At 63.4% G+C, this 26,441-nt stretch carries 25 protein-coding genes; 8 read left to right on the top strand and 17 right to left on the bottom strand.

Going from position 1 to position 26,441, the window contains the following annotated elements; genetic code table 11:
* Window positions 1-131 precede the first annotated feature (131 nt).
* The 3 genes from HW932_RS16535 to HW932_RS16525 form a co-directional block, all read right to left on the bottom strand.
* Window positions 132-1,178: a cytochrome-c peroxidase gene (locus HW932_RS16535; RefSeq protein ID WP_176977601.1), complete on the bottom strand. Its 1,047-nt coding sequence runs from the start codon at window positions 1,176-1,178 to the stop codon at window positions 132-134.
* 27 nt (window positions 1,179-1,205) lie between these two features.
* On the bottom strand, window positions 1,206-1,925 hold the full coding sequence (locus tag HW932_RS16530; protein ID WP_176977600.1) for a Crp/Fnr family transcriptional regulator: 720 nt from the start codon (window positions 1,923-1,925) through the stop codon (window positions 1,206-1,208).
* Between the two features lie 98 nt (window positions 1,926-2,023).
* On the bottom strand, window positions 2,024-3,037 hold the full coding sequence (locus HW932_RS16525; protein WP_176977599.1) for a class 1 fructose-bisphosphatase: 1,014 nt from the start codon (window positions 3,035-3,037) through the stop codon (window positions 2,024-2,026).
* A 228-nt stretch (window positions 3,038-3,265) separates the two neighbouring features.
* On the opposite strand from HW932_RS16525, the gene HW932_RS16520 reads away from it, so the two are divergent.
* Window positions 3,266-5,416, top strand: coding sequence for a putative bifunctional diguanylate cyclase/phosphodiesterase (locus tag HW932_RS16520; RefSeq protein ID WP_246296878.1), 2,151 nt, complete (start codon window positions 3,266-3,268; stop codon window positions 5,414-5,416).
* 36 nt (window positions 5,417-5,452) lie between these two features.
* Here the strand turns inward: HW932_RS16520 and flgL are convergent, their stop codons facing one another.
* From flgL to HW932_RS16455, 13 genes are all read right to left on the bottom strand, one after another.
* Complete coding sequence (flgL, locus tag HW932_RS16515; protein WP_176977598.1) at window positions 5,453-6,808, bottom strand: flagellar hook-associated protein FlgL; 1,356 nt, start codon at window positions 6,806-6,808, stop codon at window positions 5,453-5,455.
* 26 nt (window positions 6,809-6,834) lie between these two features.
* Complete coding sequence (gene flgK, locus HW932_RS16510; RefSeq protein WP_176977597.1) at window positions 6,835-8,994, bottom strand: flagellar hook-associated protein FlgK; 2,160 nt, start codon at window positions 8,992-8,994, stop codon at window positions 6,835-6,837.
* A 78-nt stretch (window positions 8,995-9,072) separates the two neighbouring features.
* On the bottom strand, window positions 9,073-10,200 hold the full coding sequence (flgJ, locus tag HW932_RS16505) for a flagellar assembly peptidoglycan hydrolase FlgJ (protein ID WP_176977596.1): 1,128 nt from the start codon (window positions 10,198-10,200) through the stop codon (window positions 9,073-9,075).
* Window positions 10,201-10,207: 7 nt separating this feature from the next.
* Entirely contained in the window at window positions 10,208-11,347 is a 1,140-nt protein-coding gene (locus HW932_RS16500; protein ID WP_425485127.1) for a flagellar basal body P-ring protein FlgI, read from the bottom strand.
* Between the two features lie 57 nt (window positions 11,348-11,404).
* Window positions 11,405-12,100: a flagellar basal body L-ring protein FlgH gene (flgH, locus tag HW932_RS16495; protein WP_176977594.1), complete on the bottom strand. Its 696-nt coding sequence runs from the start codon at window positions 12,098-12,100 to the stop codon at window positions 11,405-11,407.
* A gap of 146 nt (window positions 12,101-12,246) precedes the next feature.
* Window positions 12,247-13,038, bottom strand: a complete 792-nt coding sequence (flgG, locus tag HW932_RS16490) for a flagellar basal-body rod protein FlgG (RefSeq protein WP_176977593.1) — start codon at window positions 13,036-13,038, stop codon at window positions 12,247-12,249.
* Window positions 13,039-13,065: 27 nt separating this feature from the next.
* Window positions 13,066-13,806: a flagellar basal-body rod protein FlgF gene (gene flgF / locus HW932_RS16485; RefSeq protein ID WP_176977592.1), complete on the bottom strand. Its 741-nt coding sequence runs from the start codon at window positions 13,804-13,806 to the stop codon at window positions 13,066-13,068.
* Between the two features lie 26 nt (window positions 13,807-13,832).
* Window positions 13,833-15,173, bottom strand: a complete 1,341-nt coding sequence (flgE, locus tag HW932_RS16480; RefSeq protein ID WP_176977591.1) for a flagellar hook protein FlgE — start codon at window positions 15,171-15,173, stop codon at window positions 13,833-13,835.
* Between the two features lie 42 nt (window positions 15,174-15,215).
* Window positions 15,216-15,893 carry a flagellar hook assembly protein FlgD gene (locus HW932_RS16475; RefSeq protein ID WP_176977590.1) on the bottom strand — a complete coding sequence of 226 codons (678 nt, stop codon included), beginning with the start codon at window positions 15,891-15,893 and terminating at the stop codon, window positions 15,216-15,218.
* Window positions 15,894-15,934: 41 nt separating this feature from the next.
* Window positions 15,935-16,354 carry a flagellar basal body rod protein FlgC gene (flgC, locus tag HW932_RS16470; protein WP_176977589.1) on the bottom strand — a complete coding sequence of 140 codons (420 nt, stop codon included), beginning with the start codon at window positions 16,352-16,354 and terminating at the stop codon, window positions 15,935-15,937.
* Between the two features lie 4 nt (window positions 16,355-16,358).
* Window positions 16,359-16,766 carry a flagellar basal body rod protein FlgB gene (flgB, locus tag HW932_RS16465; RefSeq protein WP_176977588.1) on the bottom strand — a complete coding sequence of 136 codons (408 nt, stop codon included), beginning with the start codon at window positions 16,764-16,766 and terminating at the stop codon, window positions 16,359-16,361.
* 158 nt (window positions 16,767-16,924) lie between these two features.
* A complete protein-coding gene (locus tag HW932_RS16460; protein WP_176977587.1) occupies window positions 16,925-17,740 on the bottom strand; it encodes a CheR family methyltransferase in 816 nt (271 codons plus the stop codon).
* Window positions 17,741-17,754: 14 nt separating this feature from the next.
* On the bottom strand, window positions 17,755-18,678 hold the full coding sequence (locus HW932_RS16455; RefSeq protein WP_176977586.1) for a chemotaxis protein: 924 nt from the start codon (window positions 18,676-18,678) through the stop codon (window positions 17,755-17,757).
* 185 nt (window positions 18,679-18,863) lie between these two features.
* On the opposite strand from HW932_RS16455, the gene flgA reads away from it, so the two are divergent.
* The 5 genes from flgA (at window position 18,864) to HW932_RS16430 (ending at window position 22,400) form a co-directional block, all read left to right on the top strand.
* Entirely contained in the window at window positions 18,864-19,610 is a 747-nt protein-coding gene (gene flgA / locus HW932_RS16450; RefSeq protein ID WP_176977585.1) for a flagellar basal body P-ring formation chaperone FlgA, read from the top strand.
* A gap of 106 nt (window positions 19,611-19,716) precedes the next feature.
* Window positions 19,717-20,025 carry a flagellar biosynthesis anti-sigma factor FlgM gene (gene flgM / locus HW932_RS16445; RefSeq protein WP_176977584.1) on the top strand — a complete coding sequence of 103 codons (309 nt, stop codon included), beginning with the start codon at window positions 19,717-19,719 and terminating at the stop codon, window positions 20,023-20,025.
* Window positions 20,022-20,534 carry a flagella synthesis protein FlgN gene (locus tag HW932_RS16440; protein ID WP_176977583.1) on the top strand — a complete coding sequence of 171 codons (513 nt, stop codon included), beginning with the start codon at window positions 20,022-20,024 and terminating at the stop codon, window positions 20,532-20,534. The genes flgM and HW932_RS16440 overlap by 4 nt, the downstream gene beginning before the upstream one ends.
* 16 nt (window positions 20,535-20,550) lie before the next feature.
* A complete protein-coding gene (gene fliK, locus HW932_RS16435) occupies window positions 20,551-22,074 on the top strand; it encodes a flagellar hook-length control protein FliK (RefSeq protein WP_176977582.1) in 1,524 nt (507 codons plus the stop codon).
* Window positions 22,071-22,400, top strand: coding sequence for an EscU/YscU/HrcU family type III secretion system export apparatus switch protein (locus HW932_RS16430; protein WP_176977581.1), 330 nt, complete (start codon window positions 22,071-22,073; stop codon window positions 22,398-22,400). Before fliK ends, HW932_RS16430 begins: the two co-directional genes overlap by 4 nt.
* Window positions 22,401-22,427: 27 nt before the next feature.
* Here HW932_RS16430 and murI read toward each other — a convergent pair whose 3' ends face one another.
* Entirely contained in the window at window positions 22,428-23,276 is an 849-nt protein-coding gene (gene murI / locus HW932_RS16425) for a glutamate racemase (protein WP_176977580.1), read from the bottom strand.
* A gap of 322 nt (window positions 23,277-23,598) precedes the next feature.
* Between murI and HW932_RS16420 the strand changes: the two genes are divergently transcribed.
* Together HW932_RS16420 and cas3 are read left to right on the top strand one after the other, a co-directional pair.
* Window positions 23,599-24,606 (top strand): metallophosphoesterase, encoded by a 1,008-nt coding sequence (locus HW932_RS16420; RefSeq protein ID WP_176977579.1) that lies wholly within the window; start codon window positions 23,599-23,601, stop codon window positions 24,604-24,606.
* A gap of 206 nt (window positions 24,607-24,812) precedes the next feature.
* The coding region (cas3, locus tag HW932_RS16415) for a CRISPR-associated helicase/endonuclease Cas3 (RefSeq protein ID WP_176977578.1) at window positions 24,813-26,441 on the top strand (1,629 nt) is incomplete at its 3' end.

Raw genomic sequence — 26,441 nt, 5'->3', positions numbered from 1 at the left:
GGCTATATCCCCTGGCGATTCAGCGATGAAGATTGATGGCAGGCCGTGCAAGGCGAGGAACCGCCCGGCCAAGCCTGGATATGGATCGAGTCACCCGTGAATCCAAGCCGGCAGGCCAAGCGCGGGAGCGCTCAGAGTTGCGGACGCGGCGTGGCGGCGGTCTCGACCGGCAGCGCCGGATACAGGATCTGAGGCGCGACACCCGTGAGCGACTGGAGGAAGGCGACGATCTTGCCGGCTTCCTCGTCGCTGAGTTCGGCGCCGAGCTGCGCCGTGCCCATCACGGACACCGCCTGCTTGAGATCCCAGACCTGCCCCGAGTGAAAATAGGGCGCGGTCAGGGCGACGTTGCGCAGTGGCGCAGCGCGGAAGACGTATTCATCCGAGGCCGAATGGGTGACCTCGAAGCGGCCCTTGTCCTCCGGCGGCAGGATGTCAGCACCGGGGCGCTTGATGAGTCCGAACGGGAAATAATTCTGCCCGCCGACGTTGATGCCGTTGTGACAGGCCGTGCAGCCACGATCGACGAACAGCGCCAGCCCGTCCTTCTGCTCGGCGCTCATGGCCGTGTCGGCCCCCTTCATGAAACGGTCGAAGGGCGCACCGGGCGTGACCAGCTTGACCTCGAAGGCTTCGATCGCCTTGACCACGTTCTCGAAATTGACCGGATCCTCCTCGCCGGGAAAGACCTCGCTGAACCAATCCACATACTTCGGCAGGCTCTTGAGCGTAGCCACGACCTGATCGGGCCTGTTGGCCATCTCGACCCCGGCCTGGATCGGTCCCTTGGCCTGCTCCTTCAGATCCGCCGCACGACCGTCCCAGAACTGCGCCCGGTTGAAGACGGCGTTGTAGACGGTCGGGGCGTTGCGCGGTCCCTTCTGCCAGCCATGACCGACCGAGGTCGGCAGATTGTCGTCGCCGCCCATGCCGAGGTTGTGGCAGGTGTTGCAGCTGATCAGCCCGCTGGCCGACAGACGCGGCTCGAAGAACAGCTTCTTGCCGAGCTGGACTTTCTCGGGCGTGACGGGATTGCCGGACGGATCGGGCACGGTCTCCGGCAGCGGAGCGAGTCCAGCGCGCGCGGCCTTTTCGCGCAGGGCCTGGTCGTCGGCCAGGGCGCTGCCGGACAGCAACAGCGCCAGAGAGACGAAGGTCGTCAGGGTCGAGCGTTTCATGCACGGTCTCCTTAGGCTTGGACGGATTCAGGGACGCTGCGAACCCAGGGTTCCGATCGAGACGGGTCCGGGTTCGAGCGCATCGGTCAACTCGGCGATCTCCAGCAACGCCCGCTGATCGAGCACGCTCACCAGAGTGCCATCCATACGGATGATACCCTGCTCGCTGAGCGACTTGATGACACGCGAGAAGGTCTCGGGCTGCACCGACAACCGCGAGGCCAGCACCGCCTTGCGCACGTCGAGTTCGAGCGACTGCGCCCCCGGCGGCAGGTGCGAGGCGAGATAACGGGCGACGCGACTGGTCGCCGTGTGAAGGGTCAGGTCATCGATCTCGCCGATGAGACCGCGCAGACGCTGGCTCAGAGCACCGAGCAGCACGAAGCAGGTGTCGACCGACTCACGCAGCATGGCGGCGAAATCCACCGCATCGATGGCGATCAGCTCCGAGTCGGCGAGCGCCGCCGAGCAGACCGGATAGCGGGGCGCATTGAGGAACATCAGCGCCTCGGCGAAGGTCTGGCCGGGGCTGACGATCTCGATGACCTTCTCGGCGCCCTCGGGCGAGAGCCGGAACAGCCGCATCCGGCCCGAGAGCAGGAGATAGAAGCGGGTGGCCGGATCGCCCTGGCTGAAGAGCAGTTGCTCGGCGTTCAGCTTGACCCGGTTCGCGTGCCGGGCGACCCGCTGGAGCTGGGTCGCTTCGAGACGCGAGAGCAGGGGCGCACGGCGCAGTTCATCGATCATACGAGCGGTTCCAATCGCTGGAGTGTCTGGGTGACGATGGCCGGACGACCGAACCGCCCATGACGATCGACACCAAACGCCGCTCGCAGACCCTCGCCTCAATCCTGTTGATGATACCCCAGGATACGCTCGACCTCGTTCTTGGAGCCGAGGATCACGGGCACGCGCTGATGCAGGGATTCGGGCTGGAGTTCGAGGATGCGCTCGCGGCCGGTGATCGAGCCGCCGCCGGCCTGCTCGACGATGAAGGACATGGGATTGGCCTCGTAGAGCAGACGCAGTTTGCCGCCCTGCCCCTTGGCCTGCATCTTCGAGTCCATCGGATACATGAAAACGCCGCCACGGGTCAGGATGCGGTGCACCTCGGCGACCATGGAAGCGATCCAGCGCATGTTGAAGTCCTCGCCGCGCGGACCTTCCTTGCCGTCCAGACACTCCTGCACGTAACGGCGCACCGGCGGCTCCCAGAAACGCATGTTGGACATGTTGATCGCAAATTCACGCGTGTCGGCCGGGATCTGCATCCTGGGATGAGTGAGGATGAACTCGCCGATGTTCTGGTCGAGCGTGAAGCCATTGACCCCATTGCCCGTGGTCAGGACCATCATGGTCGAGGGACCGTAGAGAGCATAACCGGCCGCGACCTGCTGGGTGCCGGCCTGGAGGAAGTCGCGCTCGGTCGGCTCGGCTCCGCCGCCCGGACAGCGCAGGATCGAGAAGATAGTGCCGACCGAAACGTTGACGTCGATGTTCGACGAGCCGTCGAGCGGGTCGAAGGTCAGCAGATACTTGCCGCGCGGATACTGCATCGGGATGGGATAGATCTCGTCCATCTCCTCGGAGGCCATGGCCGCCAGGTGTCCGGCCCACTCGTTGGACTTGATGAAGACCTCGTTGGAGAGCACGTCGAGCTTCTTCTGGGTCTCGCCCTGGACGTTCTCGGTGTCGGCGCTGCCCAGGACGCCGACCAGGGCGCCGTGGTTGACCAGGTGGCTGATGACCTTGCAGGCTGTGACCACGTCGTTGAGCAGCGAGGTGAAGTCGCCCGTGGCGCCGGCGATATGGCGCTGCTCCTCGATGATGAACTGGGTGATGCTGGTGCCGTTGTGCATACTGCTCCTCGTCTCGAATTCAATCCGAAGTATTGTTTTGTCGGTGACGCAGTATAAGGCCCTCGGCGACCGGACAGAACCCCGGACGTAAACCACGGCGAACGGGACACTCCGACCCGGCGGATCGGATAAACCCGTGTACTCAACGAGACGATCCTTATGGCTATACTAGGCGCCCGTTTCGCGTGAACGAGACGAGTCCCCGTCGTCGCGCCCTACTCCCAATCCATGTCACTGCCTGTCACGATGCCCGATCACGACGAACACCATGCGCGAAACGATGCAGTCGGTCTCGACATCCGGCATGACAGCGAGCGCGACCAGACACTCTACGCCGACATCTTCACGGCCCTGCCCGATCGCATCGCTCTGGTCGATCGCGGCTGCCGGCTGTTGGCGGCCAATCCGGCCTTCCTCGCCGCCATCGGGCGCGAACAGGATGAGTCGATCGGCCAGTCCTTCATGACGCTGTGCGGCGCGAGCGCCCTGACGACCCTGGTCTACCGCCATCTCGGAACCTGTCTGGATCAGGGGCGCCCCATCGTCGAGGATTGGCTCGAAACCACGGGCGACGACCGGCGCGAGCATGAGGTCAGGCTGCTGCCGTGCCGCGCCCCCCGGGGCGAGGTCACAGGAATCGTCATCGAGGTGCGCGACGTGACGGCCATGCGCGAGGCCGAGCGCCGGTCGCTGCAATCGGCCGCCGTCTACTCGGCCACTTCGGAGGGTGTCCTGATCACGGATCCCGAGGGCATCGTGGTCGCGGTCAACGCCGCCTTCACCCAGATCACCGGCTATTCGGAGTCCGAGATCCTGGGCCAGAAACCGAGCCTGCTCAATGCGCAATGGCACAGCCGAGGCTTCTTCGTCAGCCTGTGGCGGCGTCTGCTCAGACAGGGCTCCTGGCAGGGCGAGATCTGGAACCGGCGCAAGAACGGCGAGATCTACCGCCAGCGCCTGACCATCCGGCGCGTACTCGACTCGCGCGGCAAGCTGGTCAACTTCATCGGTCTCTTCGCCGAGCGCAGCGCCTCCAACGGCACGCCGCGACCGGCCGAGCATCTCATCCACTACGATGCCCTGACCAAGCTGCCCAACCGTCTGCTGTTAGAGTCACGCCTGGATCATGCCATCGAGCTCGGTCGGCGCAAGGAATCGCCCCTGGCGCTGTTCATCGTCGATCTGGATCATTTCTCGCACATCAACGCCAGTCTCGGTTATCAGATCGGCGACGATCTGTTGCGTGCCATCGGACTCAGGCTGCGCGAGACGATCCGTCCGTCCGACACCCTGGCCCGATTGCGCGCCGATCAGTTCGCGCTCCTGTTCGAGGAGATCGATGAGACCGAGGAGGTGGTACTCATCGCCAACCGGCTCAAGACGCTCATGAGCGCACCCGTTTGGATCCGCGGTCATCAACTGCACGTCAATCTCAGCATCGGTATCGCCGTGAGTACCGAACTGCGCGAGGATCGTCGGGCGCTCATGGCCAATGCCGAATCCGCACTCAGACATGTCAAGCGCCAGGGACGCAATGGCTTCAAGATCCTGGCGAGTGCGCCGGATCAGATCGCACGCGAGCACCAGCGCCTGCTCGACCGGCTACGCGCGGCACTGGGCACGTCCGAACTCCAGCTCCATTACCGTCCCGGCATGGACATGAGCACGGAGACCTTTGATTCCGTCGCGGTCTCCATCGTCTGGGAGTCGCCCGAACTGGGCGTGATCGCACAGGAACGTTTGCTTCCGCTGGCCGAGGAGAGCGGGCTGATCCTGGAGTTGGGTGACTGGGCGCTCACCCAGGCCTGCCGGCAGCTCCAGGACTGGATCGACCGCGGGCTGAAGATCAAGCGCCTCGTCGTCGAGGTCGGCGAGGTGCAGCTCACGCGTGGGGATCTGGCGCGGACGCTGGCCCAGCGCCTGGAGGATTGTCCGGCGGCCGCCACGCGCCTGGATCTGGAGTTCAGCGAGCGCCTGCTGGTCAAGCATCGCGAGCAGATCGCCGAGGTCTTCCAGGGCTTGAACGAGCTGGGCGTCGGCATCTGTCTGGGGGAGGTCGGCATCGGCTGGACGGCGCCGGCGGTGCTGCAACGGCTCCCGATCCGCACGCTCAAGATCCATTCGAGCTTCATCGAGGCCCTGCCCGATGCCCATCACGAACTGGCCGTGGTCGAGGCGCTGATCGCCATGGCGCAGGCGCTGGGGCTGGAGATCCGCGCCGATGGCGTGCGTACCAAGGAGCAGCAGTATCAACTGCTCAGCATCGGCTGTCTCAAGGCCCAGGGGGATCTGTTCGGCGAACCGCTGAATGCGGCCCAGTTCGAGTCCTGGCTCGATCCGCCGCCCGCGCCGAAAAAGCCCGCGCCGCTTGGCAATTGAGGGTGCTGGACGGGCCGGCCGTCGTCGAGCGGCGACTCAGAGGAAATCGAACAGCGACAGCCGGCTGGTCTGAACATAGGTCTGCTGGGCGGCCTGCAGGACGGTCTGCTGGAGCTGGAAGCGGCTGATGGCCTCGGCGTAGTCGAGATCCTGGATGTCGGACAGGGTGCTTTTGAGATCGACCAGCCGCTCGTCGTTGAGCTCGGTCTGGGTGTCGATCGTATCGAGCCGCAGACCGACCGAGGTGCGGACCTCGTTGACGCGATCCAGACCCGAATCGAGGTTGCGCAGAGCCATGCTGGCGGCCTGTGATAGAGCCTCGCGGGTCGTGTCGTCGGTCGCGGGCGTCTCGAAGGCCGTGGCGATGTCGTCGAGCGTCTTGAAGATATCGACCTGGGTGATGGGGCGCGAGATGACTTCGTCGTTGCTGTAGGGGTTGGCCGCGAGATCGGCCGGCGTGGCCGGACCGCCGGTGAGGGTGACACGACGGCCGGCGAACTCGATTTCAGTCGGCTTGCCGGGTGGCGTGGGCGGAACGAAGTCGCCGGCGACATTCGCTGAGCCATAGACCCCGCCAAGATACTTGCCATTGGTATCCTTCACGGCATTGCCATCCATGTCGACGATCTGGTACTCGACCGGGCCGGATCGGCCAATGGTCGGATCAGCATTCTCCGGAGGAAACTTGAAGCGAATCCTGAAGGATTCGCCGGCACTATTGAGCGCCTCATCCAGGTTCGCCACTTCCACCTTCGTCACGTCCAGGGTGCTGGTCGTAGTGGCCGGCTTCACGACCGCCTCGGTCAGCAGACCGCTGCGCTCCGGGATGTTCATGAAGACATGGGCGCCCGTGTCACCGGTAGCGATGCAACGATTGCCGGTGATGTCGACCTCGCGGATGGCCCCTGGCCCCTCGGCCCCGACATAGGTCACGCGACCATCGTCGCCGACGACGAACGGCTGACGCTGCGAGCACGTGCCCGCGAAGAGATACTCGCCATTGGCGTCCTCACTGTTGGCCAGACCCAGGATGTCCGAGCGGAGCTGACGGATCTCGCTGGCGATGATCTTGCGGTTCTCCGGATTGTAGGTGTCGTTGTTGCCCGCGACCACGAGTTCGCGCACGCGCTGCATGGCGTTGCCCAGGGCGATGAGTTGTGACTCCTCGTACTCGAGCTTGGGCTTGGCGTAGTCGGTGTTGCGCTGATACTGCTCGGTGGTCTTGATAGCGGCCTTGAAGTGCACGGCCTGCGTCGCCCCGCCCGGATCGTCGGCGGGCGTCAGGATGCGTCGGCCTGTGGCCAGCTGCAGGCCGGTCTTGTTGAGCTTCGACTGCGCGCTCTGCATGGCCGAGAGACCGGACTGAAAGATCTGGTTGGTAGAGATTCTCATCGGCTCACAGCCTCCGGGCGCGCGCCTCAGCGACGCACCGCATTGAGCAGGGTATCGAACATGGTGCTGGAGGTCGCGATCACCTGGGCGGCGGCCTGATAGGCCTGCTGGAAGCGCATCATGTTCGCCGCCTCTTCGTCGAGATTGACCCCCGAGAGCGCCTCGCGTTGCTGTTGCGCCGATTCCAGCAGAGCCGCGCTCGAATCACGGCTGATCTGCGCCCGGCGCGTCTGGGTGCCCACATCGGCGAGCAGGGTGTCATAGCCACCCTGGATGGTCGTGCGTCCCTGGATGAGACGCTCGTCCTGGATATCGGCCATCTCCAGCATGTTGCGGTTGTCGCCCGGACGGTCCTTGCTGAGCTCGACCGTGAACAGATCGCCCGCCGCCGGTGTGCCGCGGATATCCATCTCCCATCCGGGACCAGTGATGGTGGTGACGGGCGGTGTCGTCGTCGCGACCGGGAAGCTGTCGACCTGGATATCGACCACCGTGCCCAGACCATCGTTGGGCGTGCCCTGGATCTTCAGTTCCCAGCCATTGGCCTGGATGGTGGTGGTTCCGGTCAGATCGAGCGCGAAGCGCTCCTCGCCGACCACGAACTGATTCTTGGCCGCGTCGAAGGTCACGGACACAGGCGTGGAAAGGTCGGTGTCATTGGCGTCGAGCACACGAAAGGACTCGACCTTGGCCGAACCGGCCTCTGTGCCATAGCGCGGCGTCAGCAGATCGAAGCCGTCTCCCGTCGCGTTGCCCACCACGGCGGCGGGCAGATAGGTCTCGGGCGTCAGATCGGCCGGATCAGTGCTCATGCGCAGAGCAACAGGTGTGGCATCCCCTGTGTTGCTCGACTCGGCCAAGGCGCCCGAGACCGCAGCGATCTTGGCCGGATCGGTCATGGCCATCTTCAGGTTGGTGGCCGCGAAGCGCGTCGGCTGGATCAGCCAGGCATCGCCCGTGACCGCCGCGCCGATATCCGTGGTATCGATGCGCATGCCATCGGCGATCAGTACGTTCGGGTCGTCGGCATCCAACTCGTAGGGGACGGTCGTGTTTTCGGGCAACCGCGTCAACTGGAATCCGCTGTCGGTCTGTCGCAGCCGATAGTCGCTGGGGGTGAGCTGGCTGACATCCCCGATCGTCACGCCCGGCATATCATTGACGCTATTGCCGATGACCGATCTGACCATGACCTCCGGCATCTCGAAGATGTCGCCGCCGAGTTCACCGTCCAGATCGAGACCAAGCCGGTTCTGCTCGTTGAACCGACTTGCCAGATTCAGCGCCGTGAGACCGAGTTCGTTCTGCGCCTTGTCGAGCAGACTGGTGCGCGTCTCCAGCAGACCGCCGATCTCGCCGCCCGTCATGAAGCGGGTGATGTTGATCGGCTGACTGCTGCTGCTCGTCGTGGTCTTCAGACCGATATCCCAATTGACGGGGTCGCCGGACAGATTCGAGAAGGTCAGCTCGCTGGCATTGGCGCCTAGCACCAGCGCCTGTCCATTGCCGATGAAGACGCTGACGGAACCATCGTCCTGCGGACTGATCGAGACGTCGACCTTTTCAGCCAGCTCTCTAAGGGCGGTGTCGCGCCGGTCGAGCAGGTCGTTGGGCGGCGATCCAGCCGTGGATCGAGCCGCGATCTGCTTGTTGAGATCGGCGACGGATTTGGCGTATTGATTGACTTCCTCGATAGAGGTTCCGATCTGTCCATTGACCAGCCGACGCTGGTCGGCGAGCCGTTCATTGATTGACTCGAAACGCCCCTCCAGCGTCGCGGCCTCATTGAGCATCACCATGCGTGCTGGAAGCGCCGTCGGGTCACTGGCGACGTCATGCACTGAGGCGAAGAAGTTCTCGAGCGTCGGCGCCAGTCCTGTGCTCTGATCGGCCAGCAGATTGTCGACCCGCTCAGCAAAGTCCGCGCGCGTCGCGGCATTGGCGTTATTGGTGAGACTGGTGCGTAGCTGGGCGTCGAGCCATTCGTCCTGGAGCCGCCGAATGCCCGTCATCTGGACACCCTGCCCCACATAGCCCGTACCCAACCGCTGCGGATTGTTGGTCTCCAGTTCGACCCGCTGGCGGCTGTAACCCTCGGTGGCGGCATTGGCGATGTTGTGGCTGGTCGTCGCCAGGGCGCGCTGGAAGGCCAGCAGACCGGTGAGACCGGTTCCCAAGACGCTCATGGCTTCACCCCGTTCGTCGTTGATTCATGATGGCCCCGCCGCGGTTCCGATAGGCCATGACCGGCTAGAGCGTTCGGTTCAGCCCTTTGCCGGAGTATCGGCCTGAGCGGCTGAAACTTGAGTCTCGTTCTGGGTTTGGGGCGCGGATTGCGGTTCGACGGCGGCACTGATCGCGAGCACACGGTCGCGGATACCCAGGATCTTGTTAGCATAGCGCGGATCCGTGGCATAGCCGGCCTTTTGCAGCCCGCGGATGAACTCCTCGCCGGTGCGGCTCTTGAGCGCCTCACCGTAGCGTGGATTGCGTTTGAGGAAGGCGACATAGTCGACGAAGGAGTCGGCCGGGGTCTCGTAGGCGCGAAAGCGCGCCTGCTCGCGCTGCGCCACGCCGTTGCGATATTCGAGCGTGCCCACACCGACGCTGTCGCCCTTCCAGCTGCGATCGGCCTTGATGCCGAAGAGATTGAAGCTGCTGCGCCCGTCGGCGCGGCGGGGGATGTGCCGGCCCCAGCCGGTCTCCAGCGCGCTCTGCGCCAGCAGGACGCTGGTGTCCATGCCCAGGATCTCGGCGGCCTGCTCGGCATAGGGCTTGAGATAAGCGACGAATTCCTCGGCGTTGCGCGGCGGCCAGCGTCCCCCGCCACTGATCGGCGTCGAGCGACCGGCGCCGACTCCCGTTGTCGTCGTGGCATTCGTCGTCACGGCGCCGGCCGGTGCTTCGGACGGATTCACCACCGCGTCCACCGGCTTGGATTCGGTCTCTTCGACCGCCGCCTCGACCTGACGCCGTTTGAAGCTCTTGAGCAGCGGATTGCGCTCCGGAACCGTCAGCGTGGCCGGATCGCGCTCGGCAAGCCCCTCCCCGCTCAATTCGGGCGCCAACTGACGCAACAGCGCCTTGCGGATACCCAGCCCATCGCCCTCGCTCAGGACGGTGGCGATCTGCTGATCGTAGAGATCCTGATAGAGCTGGGTCTGGGCCGAATCGAGCAGTCCGCCGCCAAACGTGGAGGAGCGCATCTGCTTGAGCATCTGCCCGATCAGCAGCGACTCGAAGGCGCGTGCCGCGGCCTCCAGTCCCTCGGCGCCGCCGTCACGTGCGACCCGTGCGAGTCCCTGATAGGCGTTGGGGTCCGCGACCAGTCCGCCTGTCAGCGACTGACTCGCACCCAGACCCAGTGATGAGGCGGCGCTGGTGGGAAGCATGTTCGGCTCAGATCACGACCAGCTCGGCCCGCAGGGCGCCGGCTTCGCGCAGGGCCTCCAGGATGGCGACCAGATCGCCGGGCGCGGCCCCGACCTCGTTGACCGCCTCGACGATGTCGCCGAGCGCGGTGCCGGGCGCGAAGAGGAACATGCGATTCTGCTCCTGCGCGATCTCGACATCGCTCTGCGGAACCACGGCGGTCTGACCGCCGGCAAACGCGCCCGGCTGAGAGACGGCCGGATCCTCGCTGATGGTAACCGTGAGATTGCCGTGCGAAATGGCCGCCGGACGTACGGTCACACCCGCCCCCATGACAATGGTGCCGGTGCGTGCATTGATGACGACCCGCGCCGGCGGCTCGGCGGCCTCGAGCGTGAGGTTCTCGAGCATGGAGACGAAGGTCACGCGCTGATTCGGATTGACGGGCGCGCGCACCTGGACCGAGGAGCCGTCGAGCGCTTGGGCGAGTTCCTCGCCGAAACTGGCATTGATGGTATCGGCCATGCGGTAGGCTGTGGTGAAGTCAGGGCGGCGCAGGTTGAGCGTCAGATGACTCCCCTGATTGAAGCTGGTCGGCACCTCGCGCTCGACCGTGGCCCCATTCGGTATGCGTCCCACGCTGGGTACATTGACCGTGATGCGGCTACCATCGGCTCCACCGGCACCGAAGCCGCCGACGGTGAGATTGCCCTGGGCGATGGCATAGACCTGACCATCGGCGCCCTTGAGCGGTGTCATCAGCAGGGTGCCGCCGCGCAGACTCTTGGAGTTGCCGAGCGAGGACACGGTGATGTCCATGCGCTGACCCGGTTTGGCGAAGGGCGGCAGGTCAGCCGTGATCATGACCGCCGCCATGTTTTTGGTCTGGGGATTGACGCCTTCGGGCAGGGTCACGCCCAGTTGGTTGAGCATGTTCTTGAGACTCTGGGTGCTGAAAGGCGCCTGGGTCGTCTGGTCGCCCGTGCCGTCCAGGCCCACCACCAGGCCATAGCCGATCAACTGGTTGTCGCGCACACCGGCGATGGTGGCCAGATCCTTGATCCGCTCCACGCCACCCGAGTTCCAGTTGCCGAACTGACCGAGATCGCGCGGCTCGGCCTCGTTTCCGGCCAGTATCGCGCTCGTGGTGAGCAAGGAGCCGGCCATCAACAGGGCCAGGCTCGTGCGTGTCAGTCGGCTGTTCATAGAAATCCCCTGTATTCGTCAAATGGGCCAGATCGGGGTGTTGAAGAAGCGCGTCAACCAGCCAGGCGTATTGCTGTCGCGCAGGGCGCCCGTGCCGCCGTAATAGAGCTGAGCATTGGCGATCTGGGTCGACTTGACCCTGTTGTCCCGCGTGATGTCGACCGGACGCACGATGCCGCGCAGACGCACGTACTCGTTACCCTGGTTGATGCCGAGCCATTTTTCGCCCTGGATGACCAGATTGCCGTTGGGCAGCACCTCGGCGACCGTGACCGTGATCTCGCCGCTGAACTGGTTGCTCTGGCTGGAGTCGCCCGAACCGTCGAAGGTACGCCCGGCCTCGCCGGTGAGACCAACCAGTTTGGCGTCGCCGTCGAGCAGACTCTGGCCGGCGATCGTGATGTTGCCGAAGTCCATCTCGGCGCTCGAATCCTTGGAGGTCGAGGTGGCCGACGATTTCTTGGCGTCGGTCTTCTCGTTGAGCACCACGGTCACCAGATCCCCGACGCGATGGGCCTTGTTGTCCTCGAACAGGGCCGCGCCCAGGGCCGGCTGGAAGATCGCCCCGTTGTTCAAGGCCGCTGGACGCGGCTCCAGCGGTGCGGCCGGCTGGTACTCAGGCGAATCGCCCGGCTTGGGCGGGTTGAGCGTAGCACAGCCGGACAGCGCAAAGGCCGCCAACAGGGCACTCAGGGCTTTCGATCCGGGGTTCATGATGACTGACGACTCCTGACCTTGGGACTCGCTCCGCTCGGCACCCGGTCTGAGTGAGCGTCGAGACCGTGGCGCATTGGCGATCCGAATGCTTGGCGTATGGGATGATGCTATGAAAAGGCATGAATCAGGCCAAAAAATGCGAATCAGCGCGCCAGATTGTTGTTGACGAACTGGAGCATCGCATCGGCGGCGGCGATGGCTTTGGAGTTGACTTCATAGGCCCGCTGGGTCTCGATCATGCTGACCAATTCCTCGGCCATATTGACGTTGCTGCTCTCCAGCGAGCACTGCGCCAACCCGCCTAAGCCGTTCTCGCCCGGATTGCCCTGCTGAGGCGCACCCGAGGCGGTCGTCTCGCGAAAGAGGTTCTCGCCGATCGGTTGCAGACCGGCTGGGTTGATGAAGCTGGCCAGTTGGATCTGGCCTATCTGAACCTCTCCGACCTGATTCGGCTGCTTGACTGAGACGGTGCCGTCCTTACCGATCGTGATTTTCTCTGCGTCTGCCGGGACAACGAGGGCGGGCTGCAAGGCATAGCCATTGGACATCACCACCTCACCATCGGCATTGAGCTGAAAGCTCCCATCACGGGTGTAACCGATCTCGCCGCCGGGCATCAGGATCTGAAAGAAGCCTTGCCCCTCAATGGCCATGTCGAGTGAGTTGCCTGTCTGAACGAAACTGCCCTGTGCAAACAGCTTCTGCGTCGCTACAGTGCGCACACCTGTGCCGACGGTCAAGCCCGAGGGGAGCTGAGTCTCCTGAGTGGCCTGGGCGCCATGCTGGCGACAGCTGTGATAGATCAGATCCTCGAAGACGGCGCGTCCCTTCTTGAAGCCCGTGGTGTTGACGTTGGCCAGGTTGTTGGAGACGACCGACATTCGGGTCTGCTGGGCGTCGAGTCCGGTCTTGGCGATCCAAAGCGCTTGATTCATAATCTGCTCCCAAATACTCCGCCAGGTTCAGCTGACCGCCAGTAGGCGGTTGTGGTTCTTTTCGTTGCTGCTGGCGGTCTCCATCATCTTGATATGGTTCTCGAAGGCGCGCGACAGCTCGATCATGCGTGTCAGGCACGCCACGGTATTGACGTTGCTGGTCTCCAGCATGCCGCTGACGACCCGAACGTCGGCATCCGGCGCCGCCACCTGCCCATCCTGAGCACGGATCAGGCCATCTTCGCCACGGAGCAGGTTCTGGGTATCCGGTTTGACCAAGCGCAGCCGATCGACGGCGGCCAGGGCGTTGGGTGCGGCTCCGGCGGGCCGGATGGTGATGGTGCCATCCGTGCCGATGGTCAGGCTTTCATACTCCGGGATCGTGATCGGACCGCCATCGCCGAGCACCGCCAGCCCGCGTGCATCGCGCAGCACGCCCGTGGCATCGACCTGTAGATTACCGGCCCGAGTGTAGGCTTCGCCGCCATCCTCGGTCTGGACCACCAGAAAACCCTCGTCCTGGATGGCGACATCGAGATCCCGTCCCGTGGCCTGGAGCGTGCCGGGGCAGAAGTCGATGACCTGATTGCCGACCTGCACATAGTCGCGCGAGTCGTAGACGGGGCCGCGCACCGGCGCGGTGTAGGCATAGGCCAGGGCCTGACGAAAGCCGGTCGTGTTGGCATTGGCCAGATTGGCGTTGTTGATCGATTGCGCATAGGCCGTTTCCTTGGCTCCGGACATCGAGAGATAGAGAAAGCGGTCCATGGTTCAGCCTCCGCGCGGTCGAGACCTCAACGGATGTTGAGGATGGTCTGGGTCATCTGGTCCGCCGTCGAGATCGTCTTGGCGTTCGCTTCGTAATTGCGTTGCGCCGTGATCATGTTGACCAGCTCTTCGGTCAGATCGACGTTCGAGTTTTCGAGTGCGCACGATTGGATGGAGCCTAGACGGCCATCACCCGCCGCACCATAGACAGGCTCGCCGGAGCCGTAGCTCTGCGCCCAATTATTGTCGCCGATCTGCGCCAAGCCTTGTGGATTCTTGAAGTTCGCCATGGCCACCTGGCCCAGGATATGCGACTGACCGTTCGAATAACGCGCAAATACGATGCCATCGGCATCCACATCGAAACCGCTCAAGGTTCCGGCTGAATAACCGTTTTGCGTCAAGTCGATGACGGAATTTTTTGATGACGAATACTGAGTTGCGTTGTCCAGCTTAATCGAAGCACTCAATACTTCAGCGCCATTATCAGAAAAAACATCTTCAGGCATGAGTATTGGAATAACTGCATCCTCACTAGGAGGCTCTTCACCATTAACGGTCTCTATTGTTCCGTCAGTTTTGAAAGTTATTGGGATAGGCCCTGCTTGTGTCGCATCGATCATCAAGGGCGGATCCGGAGGGTTTGCATTGTTGACGTCATACATTCCGACATGGACGTCCCAGTTCAGAGGCCCTGTCTTCACGAAATACATCGTCACATCACGTGGCGATCCGAGCGAATCATAGACCTGATAGGTCGTCGACCAGTTGTAAGAGTTCGGATCGGGAACCGTGTCTGGAAGATCCTGAGGCCACTCGAACTCAGGTCCGTCGACATCGACGATCACTTCTTCATCTGCATTCAGATTGAAATTGATATCGACTTCGGTCGTGGAATTGGCCCCGATATTGTCCAACGGCAGTTGTAGATCAGTGAGCTTGCCCGAATCGAAGGCGGCGATATTACTCTCAGGTATCGTTGGAGGATAGACCTGTAGCCGCTTCCCAGCCGAGCTGACGACATAGCCGTCCCGGTCGACCTGGAAGGTTCCATTGCGCGTGTAGACCATTTCGTTCTGACCGGTATCGTTGCGTAAAACGAAAAACCCCTCGCCATTGATGGCCATATCCAGTGTATTCCCAGTCAATTCGAGATTACCCTGGGAGAACTGCTGAGTCACGGCAGCCAAGCGAACACCGACAGCCGATTTGTTGGCACAGGTGCCGAAGGACGACGCATAGATATCGGCAAATTCAGCGCGTGACTTCTTGAAGCCGATGGTCGCGGAATTGGCGATATTGTTGCCGGTGACTTCGAGATCTTTTGCCGCTGCACGCAAGCCGCTCAATCCGATACTGAAAGACATGACGTCATCTCCTGGCTGAAACCCAAAAAAGATCCGTGCTCATTAGCTGACACGCAGAACATCTGAAAATGTGACGCTGCCGATGCCCTGGACGCTGAGCATGAGCCCCGCGCCGGCGCTATCGGCCGACACGCTCGTGACCTGGCCATTGAGGTAGGTCGTCAGCGCCTCGGTAGCGCCATTGAGTTGAGCGGTGACTTTGAATTCGTAACTTCCGGCGGGAGCCGCAGAACCGTCCTCCAGCGTGCCGTCCCACTCGAACTCTTGAAGACCGGCGCTCAATGCCCCCAAATCCAGAGAGCGAACCAGCTGACCGCTACCATCGTAGACATCGACCTTGGCCTGGGTCGTGGACGCCGACAGTTCTACCGCACCGCTTGCACCCTGCCCCTCGGAAAGTTCCATCTTGCTCGAAGGAATCAGCACGCTTTTACCGACCAGAGAGGCCGCCTCGAGGGCTTGACCTTGTAACAGCGTCTGCGACAGGGACTCGAACGAACTCGTCAGCTCCTCGATCCCGGTCAGGGTCGAGAATTGCGCCATCTGCGCGACGAAATCCTCGTTCTCGACCGGATTGGTCGGATCCTGGGTCGTCAGCTGCGTGGTCAGCAGCCTGAGAAAATCTTCTTGTCCAAGCTCGTTGTTACCTTGCGTGGTCGAGGTTGGCGAATAGGCGGTCAGACCGAGTCCGCTCAAATAGTCAGTGCTCAGTTCAGCCATGGTAGTGACTCCTAAATAGCATCATGCATCGCGACGAAGACTCAGCTCTGACCCACTTGCAGGGTGCGCTGCAACAAAGAGCGCGCAGTCGTCAGTACCTCGACATTGGCCTCATAGCTGCGCGAGGCCGACATCATGTTGGCCATCTCCTCGACCACGTTGATCGCGGGCCGAAAGACATAGCCTTCTTCATTGGCATGAGGGTGATTGGGTTCATAGGTTGGGATCGGCTCGCACTCGTCATCGACGATGCCCGCAACCCGTACTGGCATGGCGACACCCTTTGGATCCTCCTGATCGATGACGGTCTGAAAGAGTACGTGTTTGGCACGATAGGTATCCTCGGCCGTCGAGGACGTAGTCGCGGCATTCGCCATGTTGGAGGCCACGGTATTGAGCCGCACGGATTGCGCCGTCAGCGCCGAAGCCGAGGTATTGAAGATACGAAACAGATCGCTCATGACATCACTCCTTGCTCAGGGCCTTACGCAGACCCGAGACGCGACGATCGAGGAATTCGAGCGTGCTTTGATAATGCGTGGTGTTCTCGGCGAAGGCGGCACGTTCGAGTTGCGGGTCGACGGTGTTGCCGTCCAATGAAGGCTGCGCCGGGATGCGATAGAGCAGATCCGGCTCCAGCGCCTTGGACTTGTCGATCTCGTTCGTCAAATGATTGGCGCGCGTCGTCGACAGCTTCATCCGGTTGCCCATCCCCTCGACCTCGGCGAGCACCTCGGTGAAGTGGAAATCGCGCGACTTGTAGTTCGGCGTGTCGACATTGGCGAGATTGGAGGCCAGGAGTTCGGCGCGACGGGCTTTGATGAGCACCGCCGAGGGCAGGACTCCAAAGGCTTTGTCGAGTGAGAGACTCATGACATCGGCATCCGCGACTCAGGTTGCCTGATGAAAAGCAACCAACATGCCAGCCGATCGGATCGGATGGACGCCCGGTCGCGGCGGAACCCGCCGAACCCGCCGAGGCGCGAATTCAGGAGAGCGCGCCGAGCCTTCGACCGGGCCGGCGGAAGGCGTCAGGAGCGGCGGCGCAGCAGGCTGCCCTGCGGGGTGCGGACGATCTCGAAGGCGTCGGTATAGGAACTCACCGACTCCGAGGCGCCGACGAAGAGATAGCCGCCGGGATCCATCTGGCGGGCCAGGCCGTCAAAAATCCGACGCTTGGTCTCCGCCGAGAAATAGATCAGGACGTTGCGACAGAAGATGATGTCGAACTTGCCCAGCATGGCGTAGGAATCCATGAGATTGAGCTTCTGGAAACGCACCCGGCGCTGGATGTCGGGCTTGATTCGATGGCCGTTCTCGACCGTGTCGAAGTATTTCTGACGCCGCTCGGGCGTCAGACCGCGCACGATGCTCAACCCGTCGTAGAGACCGCCCCGAGCATCGGCCAGCACGCTCTCGGACAGATCCGTGGCCAGGATGCTGACCGGCGAGGTCTTGGGCGGAAAGCTCGCCTCCCACTCGGCGATCACCATGGCGATGCTGTAGGGCTCCTGACCGCTGGAGCAGGCGGCCGACCAGATGCGGATGGGTTTCTTGCGCGCCTCCAGTTCCGGCAGCAGGATCTGGCGCAGGATCTCGAATGGATAGCCGTCGCGAAACCAGGAGGTCTCGTTGGTGGTCATGGCATCGATGACGCGCGACTTGAGCGTCGGATTGGCCGACTGGCGCAGCGCCCGCAACAGATCCTCGACCTTGCCGTAGCCGAACTCGCCGAGCAGACGCGACAGCCGGCTGGAGACGAGATATTGACGATTCTCGCCCAGCACCAGGCCGCAGCACTCCGAAAGGAACCGAGCGAACTCGGCGTAATCCTGCGAGTCAATCACGAACGGACCCCATATCAGTCATGACGCGCGTATTTGAGCACGGTCGACGCCAGTTCGTCCGGATCGAATTTGGCCAGGAAGTCATCGGCCCCGGCGCGCTTGACCATATCGACATTGAATTGACCGCTCAGTGAGGAATGCAGGATGACGCACAGGTTCTTGAGCTTGGCATTCTCGCGGATCTTGCGCGTCAGGGTATAGCCGTCCATGCGCGGCATCTCGATGTCGGCGATCACCAGTTCGATCGAGGCATCGACCATGTCGGCCGCCGCCAGTTCCTCCAGATATTCGAGCGCCGCCTTGCCGTCGGAGCGGCTCTCGGTACGGAAGCCCATCTCGGTGATCGCGCGCTCGATCTGCTTGCGCGCCACCAGCGAGTCGTCGACGACCAGGATGCGCCGGTCGTGCGGAACCTGCTCGGCCAGCTTCTGCACCTCATCCGAGACGTCCGTCGGGAGATGGTTGATCTGGGCGAAGACGCGCTCGACGTCGATGATCTCGACCAGATGACCGTCGACCTCGGTGACGGCCACCAGATAGCTCTCGCGCTCGGTGCCGCGCGGCGGCGGCTTGACCGTCTCCCAGTTGACGTTGACGATGCGATCGACCGCCGAGACCCAGAACCCCTGCACCGAGCGGTTGAACTCGGTCACGATCACCTTGGCGTCGTTGTTCTGATCGACCGGAAGCGGACCGAAACCGATGGCGCGCGCCAGGTCGATCACCGAGACCGTGCGGCCGCGGATGTTGGCCACGCCGCAGACCATGGGGCTGGAACCCGGCAGATGTCTCAGGCTCGGCTTGGCGATGACCTCGCGGACCTTGAAGACGTTGATGCCGAACACCTGACGCCCCCCCAGATAGAACAGCAGCAGTTCCATGCGGTTCTGCCCGACCAGACGGGTCCGCTGATCGATGTCCTCGATAAATTGACTCATCTCACCCACACCCTCTTGATGTCAAACGACAAAGACCCCGCCTCACGCGCACCGGTGGCCAGTGTAGCAGCCAAGGAGCGGCTCGACGCCCCTGAGCATCGACCGTTCGTCCGCCGAGCGACCGGATCGAGGCGGCGCGTTTCATGCATGATCTCAGCCAAGCCAGCCATGCGAGGAACCGAATCATGACAGCTACGACGCTCAAAACGGCCAGACACTCGAATCCGACACGGGCGCGCGCGCTCGGATACGCGCTGCTCGCCGCCGGACTCTATCAGCCCGCCCTGGCCGCCTCCGACAGCGAATCCATCGAGCGCATCCTGAACACGGCACGCACCTTCGCCGCAACCATGATCGACACCACGGCCGGTCAGGAGGTCGAGATCGAGATCGGTCAGCTCGACAGCCGTTTGCAACTGACACGCTGCGCTCATCCGCCGACGGCCCAGCTCGCCCCAGGCGCGCGCACCGAAGGCCATACCACCATCAACGTCCGCTGTTCCGACCCCGTGAGCTGGTCGCTGTTCGTACCGGCGCGCATCGAGCGCCATGTCGAGGTCTTGGTCCTCGAACGCCCGATCGCGCGCCAGCAGGTCATCCGGCCCGAGGACGTCCGCCTGGAGCGTCAGGCGGTCTCAGGTCTGACCAATGGTTACTTCACCGAACCGGAGGCTGTCGTCGGGATGGCCTCACGTCGGCGTCTGATGCCTGGGCAGGTACTCACCAGCGCCCATGTCACCCAGCGACGGATCGTCGAACGCGGCCAGGAGGTGACGCTGTTCTCGGCGCGCCCCGGCTTGGTCGTGCGCATGAAGGGCATCGCCCTGGAGGACGGCCGCGAGGGCGCCCGCATCCGGGTGCGCAACAGCTCGTCGAAACGTGTCGTCGAGGGCTATGTCGAGCCTTCCGGCGCGGTGCGCGTCGCATTATGATGGCATATCGCCGCCACCGAACAACGAAGACACGGTCATGCACTACAGTTTTCCACCCAATCGCCGATATTCATAGGCGTACCCCAAACGACCCTGGACCCAGCCCATGGATATCAAGCTTCCCATTGGAAACAACCTGCGTACCGACGGATCGGCCGTGGGGAGCAAGCCGCGCGGCGGCACTCCCTCTGCGTCCGATCCGACCGCGACCAGTCCCAAGGGCGCGGTGGGCGAATCCGTCACACTCACCGAGACCGCCAAGACCCTGAGCGCCGCGCGCGGCGGAGCCCAGGACACGCCCGTCGACAGTGCGCGCGTGGCCGAGATCAAGGCGGCGCTCGCCGAGGGACGCTACGAGATCGACAACCAGCGTCTGGCCCAGCGGATGCTCGACTTCGAGGGGGCCTTCGCTTGAGCGCCGCCGACCATCGAACCCAGACGTCGGAGACGGTGGATCTGGAGGCCCTGGTCGCCTCGCTGGATCTGGCCATCGAGGACATGCGCCGACTCGCCGAGCGGCTCCTGGAGGAACTGGGGGCGATCGAGTCCAGGGATCCCGATGGGTTGCTGCGCCTCGTCGTCGACAAGCAGACGCTCTTGACACGCCTGGAGACCGAGACCGCCCGACAGCGTGATTGGATCGAGGCGGCCGGTTTCGACTTCACCCCGGAGGGCGTCGAGCGGTTCATCCGGACCCACGACCGGGACGACCGACTTGCAACGCGCTGGTCGGCCCTGCTCGACCAGACGCGCCGTTGTGACCAGTTGAACAGCGACAATGCCCGCTCGATCGAGCGCGACCAGAGGCGTATCGCCATGACGCTGCGTCTGCTCAAGGGCGAGGACGCCAGCACCACCACCTATGATCCACGGGGCCGGACCGCCGCCGGCGGCCAGCGCGGACGCACCATCAGTCAGGCGTGAGACGCTCAGGACGCCCATGAGCGAGCCAGTGGGCCTCCCGCCGTCCGGCGCCGGTTCGAGCGCCCCAGTCGTCGGAACGCGGGCACAGGCTGCGGTCCTGAACGAACTGGCCGGACGACTCCAGGCTGGGATGCGGGTCGAGATCATACCGACCCGATCGATCGGCCCCAACCTGATCGAAGCGCAATTGCGTCCACTCGCGGGTTCGGCGACCTGGACTCAGGGTGTTCGGGTGCAGCTGACCGCCGCCCTGCCGACGAACGCTCTGCAAGCCGTTACTGGCGGGGGTTCGGCGCCCGGCACGTCGCCGACACTGCGCGCCGAGGTCGTCGCCACGGGGCCGACACTCATCCTGAAGATCCTGGCGCCGGCGGAGGGTTCGCCATCCACGCCCGGATCGAACCCAACGGTCTTGGCCGGTGCGCGCGAATGGCTGGGGCAACAGTTCCGGCAGCATTGGCCCGAATCCCGTCCGCTCGCGGCCACGCTGGAGAACATCACGGCGCGACTGGCCAAGGAGATCGGCACGGATGCCGTTGCGGTTCCGAAGACCGTCACGCCGTTGCCGGCGCCGAACGCCAACGAGACGCTGTCTCACCTCCAGATCCGGCAGGCCGTCGCCACTCTGATCGACCAGCTCGCCAGTGCCGCCGAACTGACCGATCCCGAACGACTGTCGACCGCCGTCAGTCGCTCCGGTCTCTGGATGGAGGCACTCCTGGCGCAGGCGGCGCTCGACCCGGCCCAGTCGAGTGAGCTGAAGCTCGATCTCAAGGCGCAATTGCTCACGCTCGCCCAGCAGATTCGCGTCCAGGCCGCGAGACCGCCGAGCGTGCCACCCGCCGCCGCTCAGCCGACGAGCGGACATCGAGCCGACGCGCCGACTCCCCAGCCGCCCCCCGCCTCCCAGGCCGGTGCACGGACGGAGGGTTCCGGCGCCTCTACTGGAGCCGAGCCGAGAGCTGGAGCGACGCCCGAGGCGAGCGAATCACGCTTCAGCCGCGTTGCGGCCCCGGAATCCGGGTCATCCCCCAAGAGCGGCAACGAACCGCCCGAGGAGACGCGCGCCGTCGAACAGAACAACCAACGCACCGCGAGTCTGGCGCGTGACGTGGAGGGCATGCTCAAGCAGGTCGTGACCAAGCAGCTCCAGTCGCTCGACAGCCCCGCCGGTCAGACCCAGTGGCTGCTGGAACTACCCTTCCGGACTCCGACCGGACTCCAGGCGCTGGAGGCCGACATCCGCCGCGAGCAGGCACGGGAAGGCGACGAGCACGAGACCTGGAGCATGCGTCTGCGGCTCGATCTGCCCAAGCTCGGCCCACTGCACATTCTGCTGACACTGCGCAACGAACGGCTCAATGCCAGTCTTCAGGCCGGGGATCCGGATGGCGCGGAGCAGATCAAACGGCATTTGGGCGACCTGCGCACGCGCCTGGAGGCGCGCGAGATCGAGGTCGCCAGTCTTCACGCTGGACATCGGCCGCTCTCACAGCCGGCGCCGCCCTTCGACGATCCACTGGTGCGTGAGCAGGCGTGAGCGAGCCGCCCAAAGGTTCCACGCCCAGGACCGCCAAGGCGGTCGCGCTCTCCTGGGACCGTCAGAACGCCCCGCGCATCACGGCCACAGGAACCGGCCTGACCGCCGAGCAGATCCTCAAGGTCGCCGAGGAGCACGACATCCCGCTACGCGCCGATCCGGTGCTCGTGGAGGCCCTGGCGCAGATCCCGCTCGGGGCCGAGATCCCGCGCGCGCTCTATGTGGCCGTCGCCGAGGTGCTGGCGTTCGTGTTCATGCTGGAGGGGATCGATCCGCGTGTCCCGACGCTCATTCCGGCCGAGCGGAACGAGCGACGCGCGGAGTGATGCGCGGGAGGGGCAAGACGCCCTGGGTCAGGTCGGCTCCAGCGCCAGACCGCCGGGGGATCTCCGGGCATCCTCGGCTTCCGACTCGACCCAGTGCGCGAGCTCGACCTCCCCCGCCCAGAGCCGGGCCATGAGGGCGTGCATCCTGGCCGGGTGCGCGCTGGTCCAGAAGTGCGCGCGTCCCGTGCGCGCTTCCGGCGCCAGCAGTTCGGCCTCACTCAGTCGACGGCGCACCTGACGCGCGACCCCCATGCCCGAGTCCAGAATGAGCACCTCCGGTCCGGCCAGCTCCTGGATCAAGGGGGTCAGCAGCGGATAGTGGGTGCAGCCCAGGACCAGGGTGTCGGCCCCGCGCGCGAGTAGCGGTTCCAGATAACCGCGCAGCAGTTCGCGCGTCCCCTCCCCCGCCAGATCACCGGCCTCGACCCGCTCGACCAGACCTGGACAGGGTTGCAACAGGATGTCGGCGTCGGTTTCGAGCCGTCCGAGCAGCACCGAGAAGTTGTGGCTGGCGAGCGTCTGGCGCGTGGCCAGCACCGCCACCACGCCCGAGCGCGTGCGCTCGACCGCCGGTTTGACGGCCGGCTCCATGGCGATCAAGGGGACACTGTACCGAGTGCGCAACAGCTTCGCGGCGGCGCCGGTGGCGGTGTTGCAGGCGACCACGATCGCCTTGGCGCCGCGTTCGAGCAGGAATTCGGTGATGGCGATGGAGCGCGACTCGATGAAGGCCATGGACTTGTCGCCATAGGGCGCATGGGCCGAGTCGGCCACATAGAGCAGATCCTCGCCCGGCAACAGGCGGCGGATCTCGCGCAGCACGGTGAGTCCACCCAGGCCTGAATCAAAGACGCCGATCGGATGATGAGGGTTCATGGTTGATGGTTATGAGGGTTGATCCGTGATCCGGTCGGATCGGCGCCGTCATGGGGACGGCAGATGCATCGGGACGCCGCCATGACCGGGCGATGGGTCGCTAATGCGCCACAGTGTAGGATCCAAGCGTCCGACTGACAATCCATCGCGAGCGCTCGTCATTCAGTCGTCGTCGAATCGACATCCAGGGTTCACACGGAACGATTAAGCTGGCGCGATTTCCATCAACCTGCCGGGCGATGGGCATCGCCGGAAGCGGTTCGGCGCCATGGCCCCTGCCCTATCCGTCCGGACGGCAGAGTTCGACGACGAATCCATGTCGATGAGAAATACGCTGATCGTGATGCTGTCGCTATGGCTCTGGAGTGCGGGCGCGCTCGCCGCATCGAGCTTCGATGAACTCCTGGGCGGATCCGAGCCTTGCACGCCCATCACCCGTTTCGGGGTGATCACCGACGTCCATCACACCAACAGACCGGATAGGACGAGGCGCAAATATTCATCCGCTCTGGACAAGATGCAATCCTTCGTCGAGGTCATGAATGCCGCCGAGGCCGACTTCGTCATCGAGCTGGGCGACTTCGTCGATGCCCTGGACGCGGGTCAGGATCCGGTCTCGAACCTGATCGAGATCGAGGCGGCCTTCAGCCGCTTCGAGGGACCGATCTACCACGTTCTGGGCAATCACGAGTTCGACGGCATCGATCGCGAGACCTTTCTGCATACGATCACGAATACTGGGCTGCCGCCGGGGTTCAGCTATTATTCGTTCGATCGGCGGGGTATCCACTATGTGGTTCTGGATGCCGACTACAGCGTGGCTGAGCCGCATCGCCCCTTCGACCGCCAGGATCCGGCCGATCCATTCTGGAACTGGAAGGATGCCTGGATTCCACAGGAGCAGCTCGACTGGCTCGTCGCCGATCTGTCGAACAGCAATCTCCCAACCGTGGTGTTCAGCCATCAGGTGCTGCATCGCGACAACGACGAGGAGCACACCGTCAAGAATGCCGACGCGGTGCGTGCGGTCCTGGAGCAGGACAGCCAGGTCATTGCGGTCTTTTCCGGGCACGATCATCGCGGGGAGATCGCGGTTCGTCGCGGTATCCACTACTTCGTGCTCGAAGGCAACGTCGGTCTGAATCTCGACTGGTCGGTGGTCAGTCCCACTCTGGGGCTGGATCCGGCCGAGGATTCGCCCTTCGCCCTGGTCGAGATCGGCGAGCAGCGCTCCGAGAACTTCAACGGGATGAAGAGCTATTGCCTCCGGCTACAGGGCAACGCCCAGCAATACAGCTACGCCGATCAGGTGCAGATCTTGGCTCCGTGATTTCAGTCCGATACGGCACTTCAATAGGTTCCAGCCAGAAGTCTACGGGTCAAGCGCTACAGCCATTGCGAGATCTTTTTCGCGCTTGAGTCCCCGTCGTGTCATCCGCCTCTATCGTGTCGCAGCACACGTTTGGAAAGCGACACCGCGTTCAGCATTTCGTTTATGATCGAGACTCTGACGACACGGAAAAGCGGAGTCTCTTCATGCTATCCAAGGACCATTGGCTTTATTGGGCGAAGGCGAATCCAGAAATTGATGGAGCCAATAAATGGCATCCCTTCGCTTATCACTCCCTCGACGTTGCAGTCGTTGCAGCAACGTTTTGGCGAGACTCGTCGGCGGTTCGTCGTACTTTCATGGTCGCCTTTGACGTGGATGAGGCCGAAATTCGGCGCCTTCTGGCGTGGATCCTGTTTTTCGTCGCACTCCATGACATCGGAAAGTTGCACGCGCTGTTTCAGATCAAAGCCCCCGATATCCTGCCTCAGACCTGGCCCGATCTAGCCTCAGCGAAGCTGATCGATACATCGGGTGGGCACTACGATCACGGACGCGAAGGGTTCCGTCTGTCGATGGCCGAGCTTCGCGGCTGGTTCAAACCCGCAAGCCGTCACGCATTGAAAGCCTGGGCCTCGTGGCTCGCCGCCGTGACGGGGCATCACGGAGAGATCCCGGATAACGATGGTCTTCTTCCGGCCTATGCCGAAGCGGCTGTCTTGGAACAAGACGCCAACGCTCGCCGTGCATGGGCCCAGGAAGCGGCCGATCTCTTCCTCAGTCCGGCTGGATTGACCCTCGAAGATCCACCTCCTCCATGCGGCACCGAAGCCCGAAACCTGCTGGCGGGATTCTGTAGTCTGTGCGACTGGATAGGCTCCAATGTCGACGTTTTTCCCTACGCCCCGCCTACGCTCTCTCCAAACGACTATCTGCATTCACGCTTGGAGCAGATCAGACGCGACGATATCTTGAGGCACTTCGGGCTGATCGCCACGCCTCTGGCTTACCAGGGGATCCCGGCTCTACTCAAAGCCGCCGAGCATCCGCGCGGCACTCAGATCATGATCGACGACCTGCCGCTTGCCCCAGGATTGACGATCGTTGAAGCCCCCACGGGCAGCGGCAAGACCGAAGCTGCATTGGCCTACGCCTGGCGCCTGATCGATGCCGGACTGGCCGAGTCGATCGTCTTCGCGCTCCCCACTCAGGCCACGGCAAACGCCATGCTTGGACGTTGCGAAACCTTCTCCAAGAGCGCCTTTGGTCGCGCGAATCTGGTTCTGGCCCATGGTCATAGTCGGCTGAATCAAGCGTACCAACGGCTCGTCGAGGCTGGCTCCAAACGCACGGCTCAGGGCGAGACCGAAGCCGGCGTCCAGTGTGCTGCTTGGCTGGCCAGCAGCCGCAAGCGTGTCTTCCTGGGACAGATCGGCGTCTGCACTGTCGATCAGGTCTTGCTGTCCGTCTTGCCGGTCAGACACAACTTCGTCCGGGCTTTCGGGTTGCACCGCTCCGTTCTGATCGTCGACGAGGTGCATGCCTATGATGCCTACATGAATGGGCTGCTGATCGAGGTGCTCAAGCGTCAGAAGGCGGTTGGAGGAAGCGCCATCCTGCTGTCGGCGACCTTGCCCGCCGGAATTCGCGGCAAGCTTTTGGAATCATGGGGGCACGAACCAGTCGCGGATGTTGCCAATTATCCGGCCATCTGGAATACAGCCGCGCTATCCGAATCCGGCTCACCCTTGAGCTTGCCGGACACAGAGCGCCCGGCCCAACGCACCATCGAAGTCAGCCTCTCCAAACTGGTTAGCGCTCGCCCCGACGAGCCT

It is taken from the genome of Allochromatium humboldtianum (genome assembly GCF_013385175.1).
GTDB lineage: Bacteria > Pseudomonadota > Gammaproteobacteria > Chromatiales > Chromatiaceae > Thermochromatium > Thermochromatium humboldtianum.
The sequence above is the reverse complement of the archived record's forward strand: the minus strand, read 5'-3'. Positions and strand labels throughout refer to the sequence as shown.

Excerpts from the sequence above, each read along its gene's own strand:
- HW932_RS16520 (WP_246296878.1), top strand. The coding sequence starts at position 3,266 with ATGTCACTGCCTGTCACGATGCCCGATCACGACGAACACCATGCGCGA.
- HW932_RS16455 (WP_176977586.1), bottom strand. The coding sequence starts at position 18,678 with ATGAGTCAATTTATCGAGGACATCGATCAGCGGACCCGTCTGGTCGGG.
- flgK (WP_176977597.1), bottom strand. The coding sequence starts at position 8,994 with ATGAGCGTCTTGGGAACCGGTCTCACCGGTCTGCTGGCCTTCCAGCGC.
- HW932_RS16475 (WP_176977590.1), bottom strand. The coding sequence starts at position 15,893 with ATGGCTGAACTGAGCACTGACTATTTGAGCGGACTCGGTCTGACCGCC.
- HW932_RS16525 (WP_176977599.1), bottom strand. The coding sequence starts at position 3,037 with ATGCACAACGGCACCAGCATCACCCAGTTCATCATCGAGGAGCAGCGC.
- flgG (WP_176977593.1), bottom strand. The coding sequence starts at position 13,038 with ATGAATCAAGCGCTTTGGATCGCCAAGACCGGACTCGACGCCCAGCAG.
- flgE (WP_176977591.1), bottom strand. The coding sequence starts at position 15,173 with ATGTCTTTCAGTATCGGATTGAGCGGCTTGCGTGCAGCGGCAAAAGAT.
- flgL (WP_176977598.1), bottom strand. The coding sequence starts at position 6,808 with ATGAGAATCTCTACCAACCAGATCTTTCAGTCCGGTCTCTCGGCCATG.
- flgH (WP_176977594.1), bottom strand. The coding sequence starts at position 12,100 with ATGAACCCCGGATCGAAAGCCCTGAGTGCCCTGTTGGCGGCCTTTGCG.
- flgC (WP_176977589.1), bottom strand. The coding sequence starts at position 16,354 with ATGAGCGATCTGTTTCGTATCTTCAATACCTCGGCTTCGGCGCTGACG.
- flgA (WP_176977585.1), top strand. The coding sequence starts at position 18,864 with ATGACAGCTACGACGCTCAAAACGGCCAGACACTCGAATCCGACACGG.
- HW932_RS16500 (WP_425485127.1), bottom strand. The coding sequence starts at position 11,347 with ATGGCCGGCTCCTTGCTCACCACGAGCGCGATACTGGCCGGAAACGAG.
- murI (WP_176977580.1), bottom strand. The coding sequence starts at position 23,276 with ATGAACCCTCATCATCCGATCGGCGTCTTTGATTCAGGCCTGGGTGGA.
- flgB (WP_176977588.1), bottom strand. The coding sequence starts at position 16,766 with ATGAGTCTCTCACTCGACAAAGCCTTTGGAGTCCTGCCCTCGGCGGTG.
- HW932_RS16530 (WP_176977600.1), bottom strand. The coding sequence starts at position 1,925 with ATGATCGATGAACTGCGCCGTGCGCCCCTGCTCTCGCGTCTCGAAGCG.
- flgF (WP_176977592.1), bottom strand. The coding sequence starts at position 13,806 with ATGGACCGCTTTCTCTATCTCTCGATGTCCGGAGCCAAGGAAACGGCC.
- HW932_RS16420 (WP_176977579.1), top strand. The coding sequence starts at position 23,599 with ATGAGAAATACGCTGATCGTGATGCTGTCGCTATGGCTCTGGAGTGCG.
- flgM (WP_176977584.1), top strand. The coding sequence starts at position 19,717 with ATGGATATCAAGCTTCCCATTGGAAACAACCTGCGTACCGACGGATCG.
- HW932_RS16535 (WP_176977601.1), bottom strand. The coding sequence starts at position 1,178 with ATGAAACGCTCGACCCTGACGACCTTCGTCTCTCTGGCGCTGTTGCTG.
- fliK (WP_176977582.1), top strand. The coding sequence starts at position 20,551 with ATGAGCGAGCCAGTGGGCCTCCCGCCGTCCGGCGCCGGTTCGAGCGCC.
- flgJ (WP_176977596.1), bottom strand. The coding sequence starts at position 10,200 with ATGCTTCCCACCAGCGCCGCCTCATCACTGGGTCTGGGTGCGAGTCAG.